Source organism: Streptomyces sp. NPDC085524 (assembly GCF_044541755.1).
In the GTDB taxonomy this organism is placed as follows: Bacteria; Actinomycetota; Actinomycetes; order Streptomycetales; family Streptomycetaceae; genus Streptomyces.
This window is the reverse complement of record NZ_JBITTH010000017.1, coordinates 65,234-84,584: the sequence shown is the minus strand read 5'-3', so window position 1 is coordinate 84,584 and position 19,351 is coordinate 65,234. Positions and strand designations below refer to the sequence as shown.

Here is a 19,351-nt window from a genome sequence, read left to right as displayed (position 1 = left end):
CTGGACCGAGGCCCATCAAACCCCCTCGGACGTGGGAGGATCGGGTACGGCGGGTCAGGGCCGCGCACCCGATCGCGCCATCGCTGTACCAGGCGCGAGCATGAGGAGCATCGTTGAGCAGGTTGCGTTGGCTGACCGCCGGGGAGTCGCACGGACCGGCGCTGGTAGCGACGCTGGAGGGGCTTCCCGCCGGCGTTCCGGTCACCACTGAGCTGGTGGCCGACCATCTGGCCCGTCGCCGGCTCGGTTATGGGCGCGGCGCCCGCATGAAGTTCGAGCAGGACGAGATCACCTTCCTGGGCGGTGTCCGGCACGGGCTCTCGCTCGGTTCGCCCGTCGCGGTCATGGTCGGCAACAGCGAGTGGCCCAAGTGGGAGACGGTCATGTCGGCCGACCCGGTCGACCCCTCGCTGCTCAAGGACACCGGCCGCAACGCGGCGCTGACCCGGCCGCGGCCGGGTCACGCGGACCTCGCGGGCATGCAGAAGTACGGCTTCGACGAGGCCCGGCCGATCCTGGAGCGCGCCAGCGCCCGCGAGACCGCCGCCCGCGTCGCCCTCGGCGCGATCGCCCGCTCCTTCCTCAAGGAGGTCGCGGGCATCGAGATCGTCTCGCACGTGGTGGAACTGGCCGCGGCCAAGGCCCCGTACGGCGTCTACCCGACCCCCGCCGACGTGGAGAAGCTCGACGCCGACCCGGTGCGCTGCCTCGACGCGGACGCGAGCAAGGCGATGGTCGCCGAGATCGACCAGGCCCACAAGGACGGCGACACCCTGGGCGGTGTGGTCGAGGTGCTCGCGTACGGAGTGCCCGTCGGCCTCGGTTCGCACGTCCACTGGGACCGCCGCCTCGACGCCCGCCTCGCCGGCGCGCTCATGGGCATCCAGGCCATCAAGGGCGTCGAGGTCGGCGACGGCTTCGAGCTCGCCCGGGTGCCCGGCTCCAAGGCGCACGACGAGATCGTCTCCACCCCCGAGGGCCTCAAGCGCACCTCCGGCCGCGCAGGCGGCACCGAGGGCGGTCTGACCACCGGCGAGCTGCTGCGCGTCCGCGCCGCGATGAAGCCCATCGCGACCGTGCCGCGCGCCCTCGCCACCGTGGACGTCGCCACCGGTGAGGCGACGGTGGCGCACCACCAGCGCTCCGACGTGTGTGCGGTCCCGGCCGCCGGCATCGTCGCCGAGGCGATGGTCGCCCTCGTGCTGGCCGACGCGGTCGTCGAGAAGTTCGGCGGCGACTCGGTCCCCGAGACCCGCCGCAACGTGCAGTCGTACCTCGACAACCTGCAGATCCGGTGACGGGCGGACCGAACGGACCCGGCGGCCCGGTCGTCGTACTCGTCGGCCCGATGGGCTCCGGCAAGTCCACCGTCGGCGGCCTGCTCGCCGCACGGCTCGGCGTCCCCTACCGGGACACCGACGCGGACATCGTCGCGGCCCAGGGCCGTGAGATCTCCGACATCTTCGTCGACGAGGGCGAGCCGTACTTCCGCGAGCTGGAGCGGGAGGCGGTCGCCGCCGCCGTCGCCGGGCACGCGGGAGTCCTCGCCCTCGGCGGCGGCGCCGTCCTCGACGAGGGCACCCGCGCGCTGCTGTCCGGGCTGCCCGTCGTCTACTTGTCGATGGACGTCGAGGAAGCCGTGCGGCGCGTGGGCCTCGGCGCCGCGCGCCCGCTGCTCGCCGTCAACCCGCGCCGCCAGTGGCGCGAGCTGATGGACGCCCGGCGCCACCTGTACACCGAAGTCGCGCGCGTCGTGGTGGCCACCGACGACCGCACCCCCGAAGAGGTCGCCCAGGCGGTCCTCGACGCTCTGGAGTTGAAGGACGTATGACGGACCAGGTGACGCGGATCCAGGTCGGCGCGAGCGCAGGCCATGACGCGTACGAGGTGCTGGTCGGGCACCAGTTGCTCGGCGAGCTCGGCACCCTCGTCGGCACGAAGGCCCAGCGGGTCGCCGTGATCCACCCCGAGGCCCTGGCCTCGACCGGTGAGGCACTGCGCGACGACCTCGCCGGGCAGGGCTACGAGGCGATCGCCATCCAGGTGCCGAACGCCGAGGAGGCCAAGACCGCAGAGGTGGCCGCGTACTGCTGGAAGGCGCTCGGCCAGTCCGGCTTCACCCGCACCGACGTCATCGTCGGCGTCGGCGGGGGAGCCACGACCGACCTCGCGGGCTTCGTCGCGGCCACCTGGCTGCGCGGGGTGCGCTGGATCGCCGTGCCGACCACGGTCCTCGCGATGGTGGACGCGGCGGTCGGCGGCAAGACCGGCATCAACACCGCCGAGGGCAAGAACCTGGTGGGCTCCTTCCACCCGCCGGCCGGTGTGCTGTGCGACCTGGCGGCGCTGGACTCGCTGCCGGTCAACGACTACGTCAGCGGTCTCGCCGAGATCATCAAGGCCGGATTCATCTCCGACCCGAAGATCCTCGAACTGATCGAGGAGGACCCGCAGGCGGCCCGTACGCCGGCGGGCCCGCACACCTCCGAGCTGATCGTGCGGTCGATCCGGGTCAAGGCCGACGTGGTCTCCAGCGACCTCAAGGAGTCGGGGCTGCGCGAGATCCTCAACTACGGCCACACCCTCGCGCACGCCATCGAGAAGAACGAGCGCTACAAGTGGCGGCACGGCGCGGCCGTTTCCGTCGGCATGGTCTTCGCCGCCGAGCTGGGCCGCCTCGCGGGCCGCCTCGACGACGCGACCGCGGACCGGCACAAGACGGTCCTCGCCTCGGTCGGCCTGCCGCTGACCTACCGCGGTGACCAGTGGCCGAAGCTGCTCCAGACCATGCAGGTCGACAAGAAGTCGCGGGGCAACCTGCTGCGCTTCATCGTCCTGGACGGGCTGGGCAAGCCGACCGTGCTGGAGGGCCCCGACCCGGCGCACCTGATCGCCGCCTACGGTGAGGTGTCGGCGTGAGCCGCCGCGTGTTCGTCCTGAACGGGCCGAACCTGGGCCGGCTCGGCTCCCGCGAGCCCGACGTGTACGGGGCCACCTCGTACGCCGGGCTGGTGGAGAGCTGCCGCTCGCTGGGCGAGGAGCTCGGCTTCGACGTCGAGGTCCGCGAGACCAACGACGAGGGCGAGATCGTACGGTGGCTCCACGAGGCGGCGGACGGCAAGATCCCGGTCGTGATCAACCCGGGTGCCTTCACGCACTACTCGTACGCCATGCGGGACGCGGCGGCGCAGCGCACCGCGCCGCTGATCGAGGTGCACATCTCGAACCCGTACGCCCGTGAGTCGTTCCGGCACACCTCGGTCATCGCGGCCGTGGCGACCGGTACGGTGGCGGGCTTCGGCCTCGGTTCCTACCGGCTGGCGCTGCGCGCCCTGGCGGAGGAAGTCTCCCTCTGAGGGCACGCGTGGGAGGCCGGGCCTCCGCCGTCATATAACGTTCTCGCATCAGTCGCCTGAACGAGACGGAGTGGCAGCGGATGCACCAGGGAACGGGCGGCGGCGCAGGCTGGGGGCAGGCGGGGCACCCCCCGCCGACGCCTCCGCAGCCTCCGATACCGCAGGCGCACGGCTGGCCGGGTCCGCCTCCGCCCACTCAGCCGGGCATGCCCCCGCATCCGGCGCACCCGGGCCCGCACCCGCCGGTCCCGGGCGCGCCCCCGCACGTGCCGCCGCCGGCCGTGCCGGAGGCGACCGGGCACATCCCGCTCCCACCGGCCGCGCCGCGCACCGGTGGGGCCGTCCTCGCCGTACTGCTGATCGGCCCGGCAGGGGCGGGCAAGACCACCGTGGCGCGGCACTGGGCGAGCACCCGGCCCGTGCCGACCGCCCACGTCAGCCTCGACGACGTCCGTGAGTGGGTGTGCTCGGGCTTCGCCGATCCGCAGGCGGGCTGGAACGAGCACTCCGAGGCCCAGTACCGGCTGGCCCGCCGCACCTGCGGCTTCGCCGCCCGCAACTACCTGGCCAACGGGATCTCCTGCATCCTCGACGACGCCGTCTTCCCCGACCGGCCGGTGGTCGGCCTCGGCGGCTGGAAGCGGCACGTGGGCCCGGCGCTGCTGCCCGTGGTGCTGCTGCCCGGGCTGGAGATCGTCCTGGAGCGCAACGCGGCCCGCTCGGGCAACCGGCGGCTCTCCGACGAGGAGGTCGCACGGATCCACGGGCGGATGGCCGGCTGGTACGGCTCCGGCCTGCCGATCATCGACAACTCGCACCTGGACGTCGAGGGGACGGCACGCGCCCTCGACGAAGCGCTGGCGCGGGCGCTGGCCTAGCCCGTTCCCAGTGCTGCCGCGCCACGGCCGGGGCTCCGCCCCGAACCCCGCGCCTCAATCGCCGGCGAGGCTGGATGTGGCTGCTGCCGTCCGCCGTGTGCGGCCGGCTTGCCCGGAGGGCAATTTCAGCCCCCGGCGATTGAGGCGCGGGGGAGCGGGGGCGGAGCCCCCGGACAACGGCGCCGCACGGTGCGACCGCAGACGGACGCGCTCACCAGGCCGGATGCGCGGGGCGCTCGTAGGCTCGAAGACATGTCAGACGTGTACGCCGCACGCCGCGGCCTGCTTCGTGACCGCTGCGCCGCCGCGGGGAACGCCGCCGCTCTGATCACCCGTCCGGCGAACGTCCGCTACCTCTCCGGGGCGTCCCCGCAGGGCGCCGTGCTGTTCGTCGGGCCCGTCGAGGACGTGCTGTTCTGCGCGGCCCCGCCCACCGGTGAGGCCGACGAGGGCCGTCTCGACGAGGGCCTCAGGCTCTCCGTCCTGACGGGTCCGGGCGCGGACCCGGCGGTCGCCGCCGCGGACATGGCGGCGTCCGTCCGCGCCGACTCCCTCGCGGTGGAGGAGCACCACCTCACCGTCGCCCGCCACCGGGCCCTTCGCTCCGTGGCGCCCAAACTGCGTCTCGCCGACCTCGGGACGGCGGTGGAGCAGCAGCGCCTCGTCAAGGACGAGGAGGAGATCACCTGCCTGCGGATCGCCGCCGAGATCGCCGACCAGGCCCTCGGGGAGCTGCTGGAGTCCATCCTGGTCGGCCGTACCGAGCGCCACCTCGCCCTGGAGCTGGAGCGGCGCCTCGTCGACCACGGGGCCGACGGCCCGGCCTTCCCGACCTCCGTGGGCACCGGCCCGCACTCCGGCCGGTCCCGGCACCGTCCCTCCGACCGCAGGGTCGAGGAGGGCGACTTCCTCTCCGTCTGCCTCGGTGCCAACTACCGCGGCTACCGGTGCGAGATCGGCCGTACCTTCGTGATCGGCACCACCCCCGCCGACTGGCAGATCGAGCTGTACGACCTCGTCTTCCGGGCCCAGCGGGCCGGACGGGAAGCCCTGCTGCCGGGTGCCGCGTACCGCGACGTGGACCACGCGGCCCGCTCCGTACTGGACTCCGCGGGCCACGGGGAAGCCCTCGCTCCGTGGACCGGACACGGTGTCGGCCTCGAAATCGACGAGGACCCGCAGCTTGCACCTACGGCAATGGGTAAACTGGACGCTTGCGTGCCGGTCACCGTCGAACCGGGGGTTCACCTCCCGGGCCGGGGAGGTGTCCGGATCGATGACACGCTCGTCGTGCGCCCCGAGGCGGACGGCGGTCCCGAGCTACTCACCATTACGACCAAGGAGCTGCTCGCGCTCTAGCCCGCTGAGCCGGGCTGTGTGCGCCTCCCTGGTCTTCCAGTGCAGGAGATTCCGCAACCGTGGCTTCCACGAACGACCTCAAGAACGGCATGGTGCTCAAGCTCGACGGTGACCAGCTCTGGTCCGTCGTCGAGTTCCAGCACGTCAAGCCCGGCAAGGGCCCGGCCTTCGTGCGCACCAAGCTCAAGCACGTGCTCTCCGGCAAGGTCGTCGACAAGACGTTCAACGCCGGCACGAAGGTCGAGACGGCCACCATCGACCGCCGCGACATGCAGTTCTCTTACATGGACGGCGAGTACTTCGTCTTCATGGACATGCAGACCTACGACCAGCTGATGGTCGACCGCAAGGCCGTCGGCGACGCCGCCAACTTCCTCATCGAGGGCTTCACCGCCTCCGTGGCGCAGCACGAGGGCTCCGTGCTCTACGTCGAGCTCCCGGCCGCCGTCGAGCTGGTCATCCAGCACACCGACCCGGGCGTCCAGGGCGACCGCTCCACCGGCGGCACCAAGCCGGCGACGCTGGAGACGGGCCACGAGATCCAGGTCCCGCTCTTCGTGAACACGGGCGAGAAGGTCAAGGTCGACACCCGCACCAGCGACTACCTCGGCCGGGTGAACAGCTAACCGTGGCTGCCCGGAGCAACGCGCGCAAGCGTGCTTTCCAGATCCTGTTCGAGGCCGACCAGCGCGGGGTGCCCGTGCGCGAGGTCCTCGCTGACTGGATCCGCCACGCGCGGTCGGACGACCGGCAGCCGCCGGTCAGCGCCTTCACGATGGATCTCGTCGAGGGTTACGCCGACAAGGTGAACCGCATCGACGACCTGATCGTCACCTACGCCGTGGACTGGGAGCTCGACCGCATGCCGGTCGCTGACCGGAACATCCTGCGGCTCGGTGCCTACGAGCTGATCTGGGTGGACGACACCCCGGACGCCGTGGCCATCGACGAGGCCGTCCAGCTGGCCAAGGAGTTCTCGACGGACGAGTCCCCTGCGTTCGTCAACGGGCTGCTGGCCCGTTTCAAGGACCTGAAGCCGAGCCTGCGCCGGGGCGAGTAGCCTCCGGCGGGTTCGGGTCGAGCGGAGGGGCCGCAGCGGACGCTGCGGCCCCTCCGCTCTTTGCTGCCCCGGCCATGGCTCGTGGCCGGGGCAGCATGCAGAACGGCGGGTGCCGGGAGCCCTCCGGACTCCCGGCACCCGCCGGTAAACGTTTCTGCTGTGACTGCCCGGACTAGATGTCCTCGTGGGCCACCGCGCGACGCGCATCCGCGTCGAGGACGCCCCAGCTGATCAGCTGCTCGGTCAGGACCGAGGGGGACTGGTCGTAGATGACGGCCAGGGTGCGCAGGTCGTCCTGGCGGATCGACAGCACCTTGCCGTTGTAGTCCCCGCGCTGGCTCTGGATCGTGGCCGCGTAACGCTGGAGCGGACCGGCCTTCTCGGCGGGCACGCCCGCCAGGCGCTCCAGGTCGAGACGCAGCTTCGGCGGCGGCTCGGCAGCCCCGCCGGGAGTGGTGCCGGGCAGCAGTTCCTGCACCGGAACCCCGTAGAAGTCCGCCAGCTCGGCAAGGCGCTGGACGGTCACGGCGCGGTCCCCGCGCTCGTAGGACCCGACCACCACGGCCTTCCACCGGCCCTGCGACTTCTCCTCGACACCGTGGAGGGAGAGGCCCTGCTGGGTGCGGATGGCGCGGAGCTTGGCCCCGAGCTGTTTGGCGTATTCGCTGGACATAACGCTCCCGGACGCTGTGACGCTGTGACGGTATGGACAACGCGACCAATTGCGGCTCCGCCGCGCGGTTGGTAACTCACTGTGAGGTTACGCAGCGTTACTTGGGTGCGTCAAGCCGAATGGTCTCCATCGCCCCCTTAAGAGGGGCCCCAGGAGCCCCGTGCGCGCTCCCGCGCACCAGCCCCGTGCCGGTTCACCGCCGAGCCCCTGGTACCGTGTGAGACGTACATCAGACGTCCTTTAAGGTCCGTCCCGTGAGGCGGAGAAGGAGGTCCTTTTCATGGACGCTCAGAACGCTGACGTCATGCGCCCCGTGCTGGAGGCGCAGGACATCGCCCGGGTCCTGACCCGGATCGCCCACGAGATCGTCGAACGCGCCAAGGGCGCCGGCGACGTGGTGCTCCTCGGCATTCCCACCCGCGGTGTCTTCCTCGCCCGCCGGCTGGCCGCCAAGCTCGAAGAGATCACCGGCACGAAGATCCCGGTCGGCTCCCTCGACATCACCATGTACCGCGACGACCTGCGCATGAAGCCCGCCCGCGCGATCGGCCGCACCGAGATCCCCGGCGACGACATCGACGGACGCCTCGTCGTCCTCGTCGACGACGTGCTCTTCTCCGGCCGCACCATCCGCGCCGCCCTCGACGCCCTCGGCGACCTCGGCCGCCCCCGCGCCGTGCAGCTCGCCGTCCTCGTCGACCGCGGCCACCGCGAACTGCCGATCCGCGCCGACTACGTCGGCAAGAACCTCCCCACGTCGCTGCGGGAGATCGTCAAGGTCCAGCTCCAGGAGGAGGACGGCCGTGACGCCGTGCTGCTCGGCCAGCGGACCGCCCAGGCAGCCGGGCACTAGCCCGTACGGGCGGACGGGCCCCGGCCGGGGCCCGCGCCGCAGCCTGCCCTGCCCACCGCGCTGAACACTGCGCTGCCCACGGCGCTGTTCGAAAACCCGGCCAGCCAGCCAGCCCTCCTGACCTACGGAGCCATCCAGATGAAGCGCCATCTCATCTCGGCCGCCGATCTCACGCGCGACGACGCCGTCCTGATCCTCGACACCGCCGAGGAGATGGCCCGCGTCGCGGACCGGCCGATAAAGAAGCTGCCCACCCTGCGCGGCCTGACCGTCGTGAACCTCTTCTTCGAGGACTCGACCCGCACCCGGATCTCCTTCGAGGCGGCCGCCAAGCGGCTGTCCGCCGACGTCATCAACTTCTCCGCCAAGGGTTCCTCGGTTTCCAAGGGCGAATCCCTGAAGGACACCGCCCTGACCCTGGAGGCCATGGGCGCCGACGCGGTCGTCATCCGCCACCACGCCTCCGGCGCGCCCTACCGGCTCGCGACCTCCGGCTGGATCGACTCCGCCGTGATCAACGCCGGCGACGGCACCCACGAGCACCCCACCCAGGCCCTGCTGGACGCCTTCACCATGCGCCGCCGCCTCGTCGGCCGCGACGCCGGGCTCGGCAAGGACCTGAACGGCCGCCGGATCACGATCGTCGGCGACGTCCTGCACAGCCGGGTGGCCCGCTCCAACGTCCAGCTGCTGCACACCCTCGGCGCCGAGGTCACCGTCGTGGCCCCGCCGACCCTGGTCCCGATCGGCGTCGAGAGCTGGCCCTGCGAGGTCTCGTACAACCTCGACGACGTGCTGCCGAAGTCCGACGCTGTGATGATGCTGCGTGTGCAGCGCGAACGCATGAACGCGGCCTTCTTCCCGACCGAGCGCGAGTACTCCCGCCGGTACGGGCTCGACGGCGACCGCATGGCGAAGATGCCCGAGCACGCCATCGTGATGCACCCCGGCCCGATGAACCGCGGCATGGAGATCACCGCCGAGGTCGCCGACTCCGACCGCTGCACGGCCGTCGAGCAGGTCGCCAACGGCGTCTCCACCCGGATGGCCGTCCTGTACCTGCTGCTCGGAGGCTCCGAGCCCGCCGTCACCACCACCGCCGCCCGTACCGAGGAGACCAAGTAACCATGAGCAAGATCCTTATCCGCGGCGCGAAGGTACTCGGTGGCGAGGCGCAGGACGTCCTGATCGACGGCGAGACCATCGCGGAGGTCGGCCAGAACCTCTCCGCCGAGGGCGCGACCGTCATCGAGGCCGAGGGCCAGGTCCTCCTCCCGGGCCTCGTCGACCTGCACACCCACCTGCGCGAGCCCGGCCGCGAGGACTCCGAGACGGTCCTGACCGGCACCCGCGCCGCCGCGAGCGGCGGCTACACCGCCGTCTTCGCCATGGCGAACACCTTCCCCGTCGCCGACACCGCCGGCGTCGTCGAGCAGGTCTGGCGCCTGGGCAAGGAGTCCGGCTACTGCGACGTGCAGCCCATCGGCGCCGTCACCGTCGGCCTGGAGGGCAAGCAGCTCTCCGAGCTGGGCGCCATGCACGACTCCGCCGCCCGCGTCACCGTCTTCTCCGACGACGGCAAGTGCGTGGACGACGCCGTGATCATGCGCCGCGCCCTGGAGTACGTGAAGGCCTTCGGCGGCGTCGTCGCCCAGCACGCCCAGGAGCCCCGCCTGACCGAGGGCGCCCAGATGAACGAGGGCGTCGTCTCCGCCGAGCTGGGTCTGGGCGGCTGGCCGGCCGTCGCCGAGGAGTCGATCATCGCCCGCGACGTCCTCCTCGCCGAGCACGTCGGCTCCCGCGTCCACATCTGCCACCTCTCCACGGCCGGCTCCGTCGAGATCGTCCGCTGGGCCAAGTCCCGCGGCATCGACGTCACCGCCGAGGTCACCCCGCACCACCTGCTCCTCACGGACGAGCTGGTCCGCTCGTACAACGCGGTCTACAAGGTCAACCCGCCGCTGCGCACAGAGAAGGACGTGCTGGCCCTGCGCGAGGCGCTGGCCGACGGCACGATCGACATCGTCGCCACCGACCACGCCCCGCACCCGCACGAGGACAAGGACTGCGAGTGGGCCGCCGCCGCCATGGGCATGGTGGGCCTGGAGACCGCGCTCTCCGTCGTCCAGCAGACGATGGTCGAGACCGGACTGCTCGACTGGGCGGGCGTCGCCGACCGCATGTCCTTCGCCCCGGCGCGGATCGGCAGCCTGGAGAACCACGGCCGCCCCGTCTCGGCAGGTGAACCCGCGAACCTGACCTTGGTCGATACCTCGTACCGTGGTGTCGTGGACCCCGCACACTTCGCCTCCCGCAGCCGCAACACGCCTTACGAGGGCCGTGAGCTGCCGGGTCGCGTCACTCACACCTTCCTGCGGGGCCGGGCAACGGTCGTGGACGGGACGCTGGCGTGACACCTGCAGTAATCCAACTGGCCGCCGAGGCCGCCGAACGGCAGTCGGCGGAGGTGACCAGCTTCGGCGCCCGCATGGCGTGGGTCGTCGGCCTGGCCGTCTTCGTCGCCTTCGTCTACTGGCTGATGCGGCAAGGCTGGAAATGGCGAGGGGCCCTGCAGAACGATCTGCCGGAGCTCCCCGCCGCCCCCGACGGTCTCCCCGCGCACCGGCTGGCCCTGACCGGCCGGTACCACGGGTCCACCACCGCCGGACAGTGGCTCGACCGGATCGTCGCCCACGGCCTGGGCCTCCGCAGCCGGGTGGAGCTCACGCTCACCGATGCGGGCCTCGACGTGGTCCGACCGGGTGCCAACGACTTCTTCGTACCGGCCGCGCAACTGCGCGGCGCCCGCCTCGACAAGGGAATCGCGGGCAAGGTACTCACCGAGGGCGGACTGCTCGTCGTCACATGGGCGCACGGCGACAAGCTGATCGACTCCGGATTCCGCTCCGACCGCGCGGCCGAACACGCCGCCTGGGTCGAAGCCATCAATGACATGAACCAATCCATCACGACGGAAGGCGCCGAACGATGACGACCTCCACCAGGGGAGCAGACAAAACTCCCGCCGTACTCGTCCTGGAGGACGGTCGGATCTTCCGTGGCCGCGCCTACGGCGCCCACGGGGAGACCTTCGGTGAGGCCGTGTTCTCCACCGGCATGACCGGCTACCAGGAGACCCTCACCGACCCGTCGTACCACCGGCAGGTCGTCGTGATGACCGCCCCGCACGTGGGCAACACCGGCGTCAACGACGAGGACCCCGAGTCCTCCCGCATCTGGGTCTCCGGCTACGTCGTGCGCGACCCCGCGCGCGTCCCCTCCAACTGGCGCTCCCAGCGCTCGCTGGACGAGGAGCTGGTCCACCAGGGCGTCGTCGGCATCAGCGGCGTCGACACCCGCGCGCTCACCCGCCACCTGCGCGAGCGCGGCGCCATGCGCGTCGGCATCTTCTCCGGCAACGCCATCGCCGACGACGGCACCCTCCTCGCGAAGGTCCGCCAGGCCCCCGAGATGAAGGGCGCGAACCTCTCCGCCGAGGTCGCCACCAAGGAGACCTACGTGGTCCCCGCCATCGGTGAGAAGAAGTTCACCGTGGCCGCCGTCGACCTGGGCATCAAGGGCATGACCCCGCACCGGATGGCCGAGCGCGGCATCGAGGTCCACGTGCTGCCCGCCACCGCCACCGTCGAGGACGTGTACGCGGTGAACCCGGACGGCGTCTTCTTCTCCAACGGCCCGGGCGACCCGGCCACCGCCGACGGCCCCGTCGCCGTCATGCAGGGCGTCCTGGAGCGCAAGACCCCGCTCTTCGGCATCTGCTTCGGCAACCAGATCCTGGGCCGCGCGCTCGGCTTCGGCACCTACAAGCTGAAGTACGGCCACCGCGGCATCAACCAGCCGGTGCAGGACCGCACCACGGGCAAGGTCGAGGTCACCGCGCACAACCACGGCTTCGCCGTCGACGCGCCCCTCGACAAGGTCTCCGAGACCCCCTACGGCCGCGCCGAGGTCTCCCACGTCTGCCTGAACGACAACGTCGTGGAAGGCCTCCAGCTGCTCGACCAGCCGGCCTTCTCCGTCCAGTACCACCCCGAGGCCGCCGCGGGCCCGCACGACGCCGCGTACCTCTTCGACCGCTTCACCGCCCTGATGGAGGCCGATCGTGCCTAAGCGCACCGATATCCAGTCCGTCCTGGTCATCGGCTCCGGCCCGATCGTCATCGGACAGGCCGCCGAGTTCGACTACTCCGGCACCCAGGCCTGCCGCGTCCTCAAGGCCGAGGGCCTGCGCGTCATCCTGGTGAACTCCAACCCGGCGACGATCATGACCGACCCGGAGATCGCCGACGCCACGTACGTCGAGCCGATCACCCCCGAGTTCGTCGAGAAGATCATCGCGAAGGAGCGCCCCGACGCGCTGCTCCCGACCCTCGGCGGCCAGACCGCGCTCAACACCGCCATCTCCATGCACGAGCAGGGTGTGCTGGAGAAGTACGGCGTCGAGCTCATCGGCGCCAACGTCGAGGCCATCAACAAGGGCGAGGACCGCGACCTCTTCAAGGGCGTCGTCGAGGCCGTCAAGGCCAAGATCGGTTACGGCGAGTCCGCCCGCTCGGTCATCTGCCACTCGATGGACGACGTCATCGCCGGCGTCGACACCCTCGGCGGCTACCCGGTCGTCGTGCGCCCCTCCTTCACCATGGGCGGCGCCGGCTCCGGCTTCGCGCACGACGAGGAAGAGCTGCGCCGCATCGCCGGCCAGGGCCTCACGCTCTCCCCGACCACCGAGGTGCTCCTGGAGGAGTCCATCCTCGGCTGGAAGGAGTACGAGCTGGAGCTGATGCGCGACACCAAGGACAACGTGGTCGTCGTCTGCTCCATCGAGAACTTCGACCCGATGGGCGTCCACACCGGTGACTCGATCACCGTCGCCCCGGCGATGACGCTCACCGACCGCGAGTACCAGCGGCTGCGCGACATCGGCATCGCGATCATCCGCGAGGTCGGCGTCGACACCGGCGGCTGCAACATCCAGTTCGCGATCGACCCGGTCGACGGCCGCGTCATCGTCATCGAGATGAACCCGCGCGTCTCCCGCTCCTCGGCGCTCGCGTCGAAGGCCACCGGCTTCCCGATCGCCAAGATCGCCGCCAAGCTGGCCATCGGCTACACGCTCGACGAGGTCCCCAACGACATCACCGAGAAGACGCCGGCCTCCTTCGAGCCGACCCTCGACTACGTCGTCGTCAAGGCCCCGCGCTTCGCCTTCGAGAAGTTCCCGGTCGCCGACGCCACCCTCACCACCACCATGAAGTCGGTGGGCGAGGCCATGGCCATCGGCCGCAACTTCACCGAGGCGCTCCAGAAGGCCCTGCGCTCCCTGGAGAAGAAGGGCTCGCAGTTCACCTTCGTCGGCCCCGTCGGCGACAAGGCGGAGCTGCTCGCCACCGCCGTCCGCCCGACCGACGGCCGCATCAACACCGTCATGCAGGCCATCCGCGCCGGCGCCAGCCAGGAAGAGGTCTTCGAGTCCACGAAGATCGACCCCTGGTTCGTCGACCAGCTCTTCCTGATCAAGGAGATCGCCGACGAGCTGGCCGCCGCCGAGAAGCTCCACCCCGAGCTGCTCGCCGAGGCCAAGCGCCACGGCTTCTCCGACACCCAGATCGCCGAGATCCGCGGCCTGCGCGAGGACGTCGTCCGCGAGGTCCGCCACGCGCTGGGCATCCGCCCGGTCTACAAGACGGTCGACACCTGCGCCGCCGAGTTCGCCGCGAAGACCCCGTACTTCTACTCGTCCTACGACGAGGAGTCCGAGGTCGCCCCGCGCGAGAAGCCCGCGGTGATCATCCTGGGCTCCGGCCCGAACCGCATCGGCCAGGGCATCGAGTTCGACTACTCCTGCGTCCACGCCTCCTTCGCGCTCAGCGACGCGGGCTACGAGACCGTGATGGTCAACTGCAACCCGGAGACCGTCTCCACCGACTACGACACCTCCGACCGCCTGTACTTCGAGCCGCTCACGCTCGAGGACGTGCTGGAGATCGTCCACGCCGAGTCCCTCGCGGGCCCGATCGCGGGCGTCGTCGTACAGCTCGGCGGCCAGACCCCGCTGGGTCTCGCGCAGGCCCTCAAGGACAACGGCGTCCCCGTCGTCGGCACCTCCCCGGAGGCCATCCACGCCGCCGAGGACCGCGGCGCCTTCGGCCAGGTCCTCGCCGACGCCGGCCTGCCCGCCCCCAAGCACGGCACCGCCACCACCTTCGCCGGTGCCAAGGCGATCGCCGACGAGATCGGCTACCCGGTCCTCGTCCGCCCGTCCTACGTGCTCGGCGGCCGCGGCATGGAGATCGTCTACGACGAGGCCCGCCTGGAGTCGTACATCGCCGAGTCCACCGAGATCAGCCCCACCCGGCCGGTCCTGGTCGACCGCTTCCTCGACGACGCCATCGAGATCGACGTGGACGCCCTCTACGACGGCCACGAGCTCTACCTCGGCGGCGTCATGGAGCACATCGAGGAAGCCGGCATCCACTCCGGCGACTCGGCCTGCGCCCTGCCCCCGATCACCCTCGGCGGCCACGACATCAAGCGCCTGCGCGCCTCCACCGAGGCCATCGCCAAGGGCGTCGGCGTCCGCGGCCTGATCAACATCCAGTTCGCGATGGCGGGTGACATCCTCTACGTCCTGGAGGCCAACCCGCGCGCCTCCCGGACCGTCCCCTTCACCTCGAAGGCGACCGCCGTCCCGCTCGCGAAGGCCGCCGCCCGCATCTCGCTCGGCACCACCATCGCCGAGCTGCGCGCCGAGGGCCTGCTGCCGAAGACCGGCGACGGCGGCACGCTGCCGATCGACGCGCCGATCTCCGTCAAGGAGGCCGTCATGCCGTGGTCGCGCTTCCGCGACATCCACGGCCGCGGCGTGGACACCGTCCTCGGCCCGGAGATGCGCTCCACCGGCGAGGTCATGGGCATCGACGCCGTCTTCGGCACCGCCTACGCCAAGTCGCAGGCCGGCGCGTACGGCCCGCTGCCCACCAAGGGCCGCGCGTTCATCTCCGTCGCCAACCGCGACAAGCGCTCGATGATCTTCCCGGCGCGCGAGCTCGTCGCCCACGGCTTCGAGCTGCTCGCCACCTCCGGCACCGCCGAGGTGCTGCGCCGCAACGGCATCAACGCCACCGTGGTGCGCAAGCTCAGCGAGGGCGAGGGCCCGAACGGCGAGAAGACCATCGTCCAGCTCATCCACGACGGCCAGGTCGACCTGATCGTCAACACCCCGTACGGCACCGGCGGCCGCCTCGACGGCTACGAGATCCGCACGGCGGCCGTGGCGCGCAGCGTCCCGTGCCTGACCACGGTCCAGGCGCTCGCCGCGGCCGTCCAGGGCATCGACGCGCTGAACCACGGCGACGTGGGCGTCCGCTCGCTCCAGGAGCACGCGGAGCACCTGACCGCGGCCCGCGACTAGCAGCCCGTACCAGGGAGGGGGACACCGGATTCGCGAGAGCGACGGGTGTCCCCCTTCCCATGAGCGCAGAGGGATTTCTCGGACGATGTACAAACTGTTCTTCAACCTGGTCTTCAAGCGGATGGACCCGGAGCAGGCCCACTACCTGGCCTTCCGCTGGATCCGCCTCGCGGCCCGCACCCCGGTCCTGCGCACCTTCGTCGCGGCCGCCCTCGCGCCCCGCTACGAGGAGCTGCGCACCGAGGCGCTCGGCCTGCGGATGCACGGCCCCTTCGGCCTCGCGGCCGGCTTCGACAAGAACGCGGTCGCCATCGACGGCATGTCGATGCTCGGCTTCGACCACATCGAGATCGGCACCGTCACCGCCCAGGCCCAGCCCGGCAACCCGAAGAAGCGCCTCTTCCGCCTCGTGCCGGACCGCGCGCTGATCAACCGGATGGGCTTCAACAACGAGGGCTCGGCGGCCGTGGCGGAGCGCCTGGCGGCCCGCAACCCCGTCTTCAAGACCGTCGTCGGCGTGAACATCGGCAAGACCAAGGTCGTCCCCGAGGAGGAGGCCGTCGGCGACTACGTGACCTCCACCGAGCGCCTGGCCCGCCACGCCGACTACCTCGTCGTGAACGTCTCCTCGCCGAACACGCCCGGCCTGCGCAACCTCCAGGCCACCGAGTCGCTGCGCCCGCTGCTGACCGCCGTAAGGGAAGCCGCGGACCGGGTCGTCACCGACCGCCGGGTCCCGCTGCTGGTCAAGATCGCCCCGGATCTCGCGGACGAGGACGTCGACGCCGTCGCCGACCTCGCCCTGGAGCTGGGCCTGGACGGCATCATCGCCACGAACACGACCATCGCCCGCGAGGGCCTGGGGCTGAAGTCCTCGCCGTCCCTCGTGAAGGAGACCGGCGGCCTGTCCGGCGCACCCGTCAAGGAACGCTCCCTGGAGGTCCTGAGGCGCCTGTACGCCCGCGTGGGCGACCGGATTGTGCTGGTGGGCGTCGGGGGCATCGAGAACGCCGAGGACGCCTGGCAGCGGATCCTGGCGGGCGCCACCCTGATCCAGGGCTACAGCGCGTTCATCTACGAGGGCCCCTTCTACGCCCGCGCCATCCACAAGGGCCTGGCCGCACGCCTGGCCACCAGCCCGTACGCGACGCTCGCCGAAGCGGTGGGCGCGGAGACCCGAAAGGCAGCGAAGTGAGCCCTGTGACCCCCTTCGGCACCCGCCTCCGCGAGGCGATGGACACCCGCGGCCCGCTGTGCGTGGGCATCGACCCGCACGCCGCGCTGCTGGAGCAGTGGGGCCTGCAGGACGACATCGCGGGCCTGGAGCGCTTCTCCCGCACGGTCGTCGAGGCGCTGGCCGACTCGGTGGCGGTCTTCAAGCCGCAGGCGGCCTTCTTCGAGCGGTTCGGCTCGCGGGGCGTCGCGGTGCTCGAGCAGACCGTGGCCGACGCCCGCGCGGCCGGCACGCTGGTCGTCATGGACGCCAAGCGGGGGGACATCGGCTCGACCATGGCGGCCTACGCCTCCGCCTTCCTGGACCCGGCCTCGCCGCTGTTCTCGGACGCGCTGACGGTCTCCCCGTACCTGGGCTACGGCTCGCTCCAGCCGGCGGTCTCGCTGGCGCGGGAGTCCGGGGCGGGCCTGTTCGTCCTGGCCCTGACCTCGAACCCGGAGGGGGCCGAGGTCCAGCGCGCCGTCCGCGAGGACGGCCGGTCGATCGGCGCGACGATGCTGGCGCACCTGGCGGCGGAGAATGCGGGCGCGGAGCCCATGGGCTCCTTCGGGGCGGTCGTGGGCGCCACACTGGGGGACCTGTCCTCCTTCGACCTGGACATCAACGGGCCGCTGCTGGCGCCCGGCCTGGGTGCGCAGGGCGCGACCCCGGCGGACCTGCGGCACGTCTTCGGCGCGGCCGTGCGCAACGTCGTCCCGAACGTGTCGCGGGGCGTGCTGAAGCACGGACCGGACGTGGCGGCCCTCCGCGCGAGCGCGGCCGCGTTCGCGGACGAGATCCGCGAGGCCGTCGCCGCGTAACGGCCTGCGGCCACGCCCGCCCACCTCTCACGGCCCGGCCCCGGGGCAGCCCCGGGGCCGGGCCGTGGTCGTCGGCGCGGCCCACGGACCTCCGCCCCCGACCCCGCTCCTCGAATGCCGGAGGGGCTGAAGACCCGGAACGCGGATTCGGGCCCGCCGGACAGGCGCGTCGCACGTATTGACGAAATTCGAACGGCCTTCATCGGACAAAACCGGGGTGTTATGTCCTTGATGTACGGTTCAGTGGAGGCTGACCAGGACTTTTCGTTCGTTCTCGCTGACTCCGGCCGCCTTGGCCGCTAGTCTCCGAGCAGAGTGAACGTGCAGCGAACGAGTAACACCGCTGTTCGGGAGCTCGTGTGGTGTGGTGCCCTCGGGTTACCCACTGGTCCGTATCCGACAGTTCGACATCCGAGGTGACGTAGGCGTGGCTCTTCCGCCCCTTACCCCTGAACAGCGCGCAGCCGCGCTCGAAAAGGCCGCCGCGGCTCGCCGGGAGCGGGCCGAGGTCAAGAATCGACTCAAGCACTCCGGCGCCTCCCTCCAGGAGGTCATCAAGACGGGGCAGGAGAACGACGTCATCGGCAAGATGAAGGTCTCCGCCCTGCTGGAGTCCCTCCCTGGCGTGGGCAAGGTGCGCGCCAAGCAGATCATGGAGCGCCTCGGCATCTCCGAGTCGCGGCGTGTCCGAGGTCTCGGCTCCAACCAGATCGCCTCTCTGGAGCGCGAGTTCGGCAGCACCGGCGCCTGAGGCGTCGCCTGAAGTTCTCCCGGCGTTCTCAGGCAGTCCCGAGAACCTGGATAATCGCTCTATGGCAGCAGAGGTTCGTCCGCGGCTGACCGTGCTCTCCGGCCCTTCGGGGGTCGGCAAGAGCACGGTCGTCGCGCATATGCGCAAGGTCCACCCCGAGGTCTGGCTCTCGGTGTCGGCCACCACCCGCAAGCCGCGGCCCGGTGAGCGACACGGAGTCCAGTACTTCTTCGTCAACGACGACGAGTTCGACAAGCTGATCGCCAACGGCGAGCTGCTGGAGTGGGCCGAGTTCGCGGGCAACCGCTACGGCACACCACGCGGCGCGGTGCTGGAACGCCTCGACAACGGCGAGCCGGTACTGCTGGAGATCGACCTCCAGGGCGCACGGCTCGTCCGCGAGTCGATGCCCGAGGCCCAGCTGGTCTTCCTGGCCCCGCCGAGCTGGGACGAGCTGGTCCGCCGGCTCACCGGGCGCGGCACCGAATCGCCCGAGGTGATCGAGCGCCGACTCGACACCGCCAAGATCGAACTCGCTGCCGAGTCCGAGTTCGACACCACCCTGGTCAACACCTCCGTCGAGGACGTGGCGCGTGAGCTGCTAGCCTTGATGGAAGTTGTCTGATCTTTTATCCATCTTCGGAAGGTAGAGCGTGTCCTCTTCCATCACCACGCCCGAGGGCATCATCAACCCGCCGATCGACGAGCTGCTCGAGGCCACGGACTCGAAGTACAGCCTCGTGATCTACGCGGCCAAGCGTGCGCGTCAGATCAACGCGTACTACTCGCAGCTCGGTGAGGGCCTGCTGGAGTACGTCGGCCCGCTGGTGGACACCCACGTCCACGAGAAGCCGCTTTCGATCGCGCTGCGCGAGATCAACGCGGGACTGCTGACCTCCGAGGCCATCGAGGCCCCGGCCCAGTAAGACATGACATCGCCACCACAGGCCCGGCA

At 70.9% G+C, this 19,351-nt stretch carries 20 protein-coding genes; 19 read left to right on the top strand and 1 reads right to left on the bottom strand.

Annotated features, from left to right (window positions below):
- Window positions 1-113: 113 nt before the first annotated feature.
- The 8 genes from aroC (at window position 114) to nusB (ending at window position 6,653) form a co-directional block, all read left to right on the top strand.
- Window positions 114-1,298, top strand: coding sequence for a chorismate synthase (gene aroC, locus ACIGFK_RS25385; RefSeq protein WP_365172663.1), 1,185 nt, complete (start codon window positions 114-116; stop codon window positions 1,296-1,298).
- 50 nt (window positions 1,299-1,348) lie between these two features.
- Complete coding sequence (locus ACIGFK_RS25380) at window positions 1,349-1,831, top strand: shikimate kinase (RefSeq protein WP_376659579.1); 483 nt, start codon at window positions 1,349-1,351, stop codon at window positions 1,829-1,831.
- A complete protein-coding gene (aroB, locus tag ACIGFK_RS25375; RefSeq protein ID WP_376659576.1) occupies window positions 1,828-2,919 on the top strand; it encodes a 3-dehydroquinate synthase in 1,092 nt (363 codons plus the stop codon). Before ACIGFK_RS25380 ends, aroB begins: the two co-directional genes overlap by 4 nt.
- Window positions 2,916-3,356: a type II 3-dehydroquinate dehydratase gene (gene aroQ / locus ACIGFK_RS25370; protein ID WP_376659577.1), complete on the top strand. Its 441-nt coding sequence runs from the start codon at window positions 2,916-2,918 to the stop codon at window positions 3,354-3,356. Before aroB ends, aroQ begins: the two co-directional genes overlap by 4 nt.
- Before the next feature lie 80 nt (window positions 3,357-3,436).
- Window positions 3,437-4,234 (top strand): AAA family ATPase, encoded by a 798-nt coding sequence (locus ACIGFK_RS25365; RefSeq protein WP_376659578.1) that lies wholly within the window; start codon window positions 3,437-3,439, stop codon window positions 4,232-4,234.
- Between the two features lie 252 nt (window positions 4,235-4,486).
- A complete protein-coding gene (locus ACIGFK_RS25360; RefSeq protein ID WP_376662455.1) occupies window positions 4,487-5,593 on the top strand; it encodes an aminopeptidase P family protein in 1,107 nt (368 codons plus the stop codon).
- Between the two features lie 59 nt (window positions 5,594-5,652).
- Window positions 5,653-6,219: an elongation factor P gene (efp, locus tag ACIGFK_RS25355; RefSeq protein WP_376662454.1), complete on the top strand. Its 567-nt coding sequence runs from the start codon at window positions 5,653-5,655 to the stop codon at window positions 6,217-6,219.
- Window positions 6,220-6,221: 2 nt separating this feature from the next.
- Window positions 6,222-6,653 carry a transcription antitermination factor NusB gene (nusB, locus tag ACIGFK_RS25350; protein WP_376662453.1) on the top strand — a complete coding sequence of 144 codons (432 nt, stop codon included), beginning with the start codon at window positions 6,222-6,224 and terminating at the stop codon, window positions 6,651-6,653.
- A gap of 172 nt (window positions 6,654-6,825) precedes the next feature.
- Here the strand turns inward: nusB and bldD are convergent, their stop codons facing one another.
- Window positions 6,826-7,326, bottom strand: coding sequence for a transcriptional regulator BldD (gene bldD, locus ACIGFK_RS25345; RefSeq protein ID WP_007263032.1), 501 nt, complete (start codon window positions 7,324-7,326; stop codon window positions 6,826-6,828).
- Window positions 7,327-7,606: 280 nt separating this feature from the next.
- Between bldD and pyrR the strand changes: the two genes are divergently transcribed.
- The 11 genes from pyrR (at window position 7,607) to rpoZ (ending at window position 19,322) form a co-directional block, all read left to right on the top strand.
- Window positions 7,607-8,179 carry a bifunctional pyr operon transcriptional regulator/uracil phosphoribosyltransferase PyrR gene (gene pyrR / locus ACIGFK_RS25340; RefSeq protein WP_376661478.1) on the top strand — a complete coding sequence of 191 codons (573 nt, stop codon included), beginning with the start codon at window positions 7,607-7,609 and terminating at the stop codon, window positions 8,177-8,179.
- Between the two features lie 138 nt (window positions 8,180-8,317).
- Window positions 8,318-9,304: an aspartate carbamoyltransferase catalytic subunit gene (locus tag ACIGFK_RS25335; protein WP_376661477.1), complete on the top strand. Its 987-nt coding sequence runs from the start codon at window positions 8,318-8,320 to the stop codon at window positions 9,302-9,304.
- Between the two features lie 2 nt (window positions 9,305-9,306).
- Complete coding sequence (locus ACIGFK_RS25330; RefSeq protein WP_376661476.1) at window positions 9,307-10,593, top strand: dihydroorotase; 1,287 nt, start codon at window positions 9,307-9,309, stop codon at window positions 10,591-10,593.
- Window positions 10,590-11,171, top strand: coding sequence for a hypothetical protein (locus ACIGFK_RS25325; RefSeq protein ID WP_376661475.1), 582 nt, complete (start codon window positions 10,590-10,592; stop codon window positions 11,169-11,171). Before ACIGFK_RS25330 ends, ACIGFK_RS25325 begins: the two co-directional genes overlap by 4 nt.
- Window positions 11,168-12,310 (top strand): glutamine-hydrolyzing carbamoyl-phosphate synthase small subunit, encoded by a 1,143-nt coding sequence (carA, locus tag ACIGFK_RS25320; RefSeq protein ID WP_376661474.1) that lies wholly within the window; start codon window positions 11,168-11,170, stop codon window positions 12,308-12,310. Before ACIGFK_RS25325 ends, carA begins: the two co-directional genes overlap by 4 nt.
- Entirely contained in the window at window positions 12,303-15,611 is a 3,309-nt protein-coding gene (carB, locus tag ACIGFK_RS25315; RefSeq protein WP_376661473.1) for a carbamoyl-phosphate synthase large subunit, read from the top strand. Before carA ends, carB begins: the two co-directional genes overlap by 8 nt.
- A gap of 85 nt (window positions 15,612-15,696) precedes the next feature.
- Window positions 15,697-16,806, top strand: coding sequence for a quinone-dependent dihydroorotate dehydrogenase (locus tag ACIGFK_RS25310; protein ID WP_386471663.1), 1,110 nt, complete (start codon window positions 15,697-15,699; stop codon window positions 16,804-16,806).
- Window positions 16,803-17,645 (top strand): orotidine-5'-phosphate decarboxylase, encoded by an 843-nt coding sequence (gene pyrF, locus ACIGFK_RS25305; protein WP_376661471.1) that lies wholly within the window; start codon window positions 16,803-16,805, stop codon window positions 17,643-17,645. Before ACIGFK_RS25310 ends, pyrF begins: the two co-directional genes overlap by 4 nt.
- Before the next feature lie 427 nt (window positions 17,646-18,072).
- Window positions 18,073-18,396: an integration host factor gene (locus ACIGFK_RS25300; protein WP_030008746.1), complete on the top strand. Its 324-nt coding sequence runs from the start codon at window positions 18,073-18,075 to the stop codon at window positions 18,394-18,396.
- A gap of 61 nt (window positions 18,397-18,457) precedes the next feature.
- A complete protein-coding gene (gene gmk, locus ACIGFK_RS25295; protein ID WP_376662360.1) occupies window positions 18,458-19,021 on the top strand; it encodes a guanylate kinase in 564 nt (187 codons plus the stop codon).
- Between the two features lie 28 nt (window positions 19,022-19,049).
- Entirely contained in the window at window positions 19,050-19,322 is a 273-nt protein-coding gene (gene rpoZ / locus ACIGFK_RS25290) for a DNA-directed RNA polymerase subunit omega (RefSeq protein WP_202202416.1), read from the top strand.
- Window positions 19,323-19,351 lie beyond the last annotated feature (29 nt).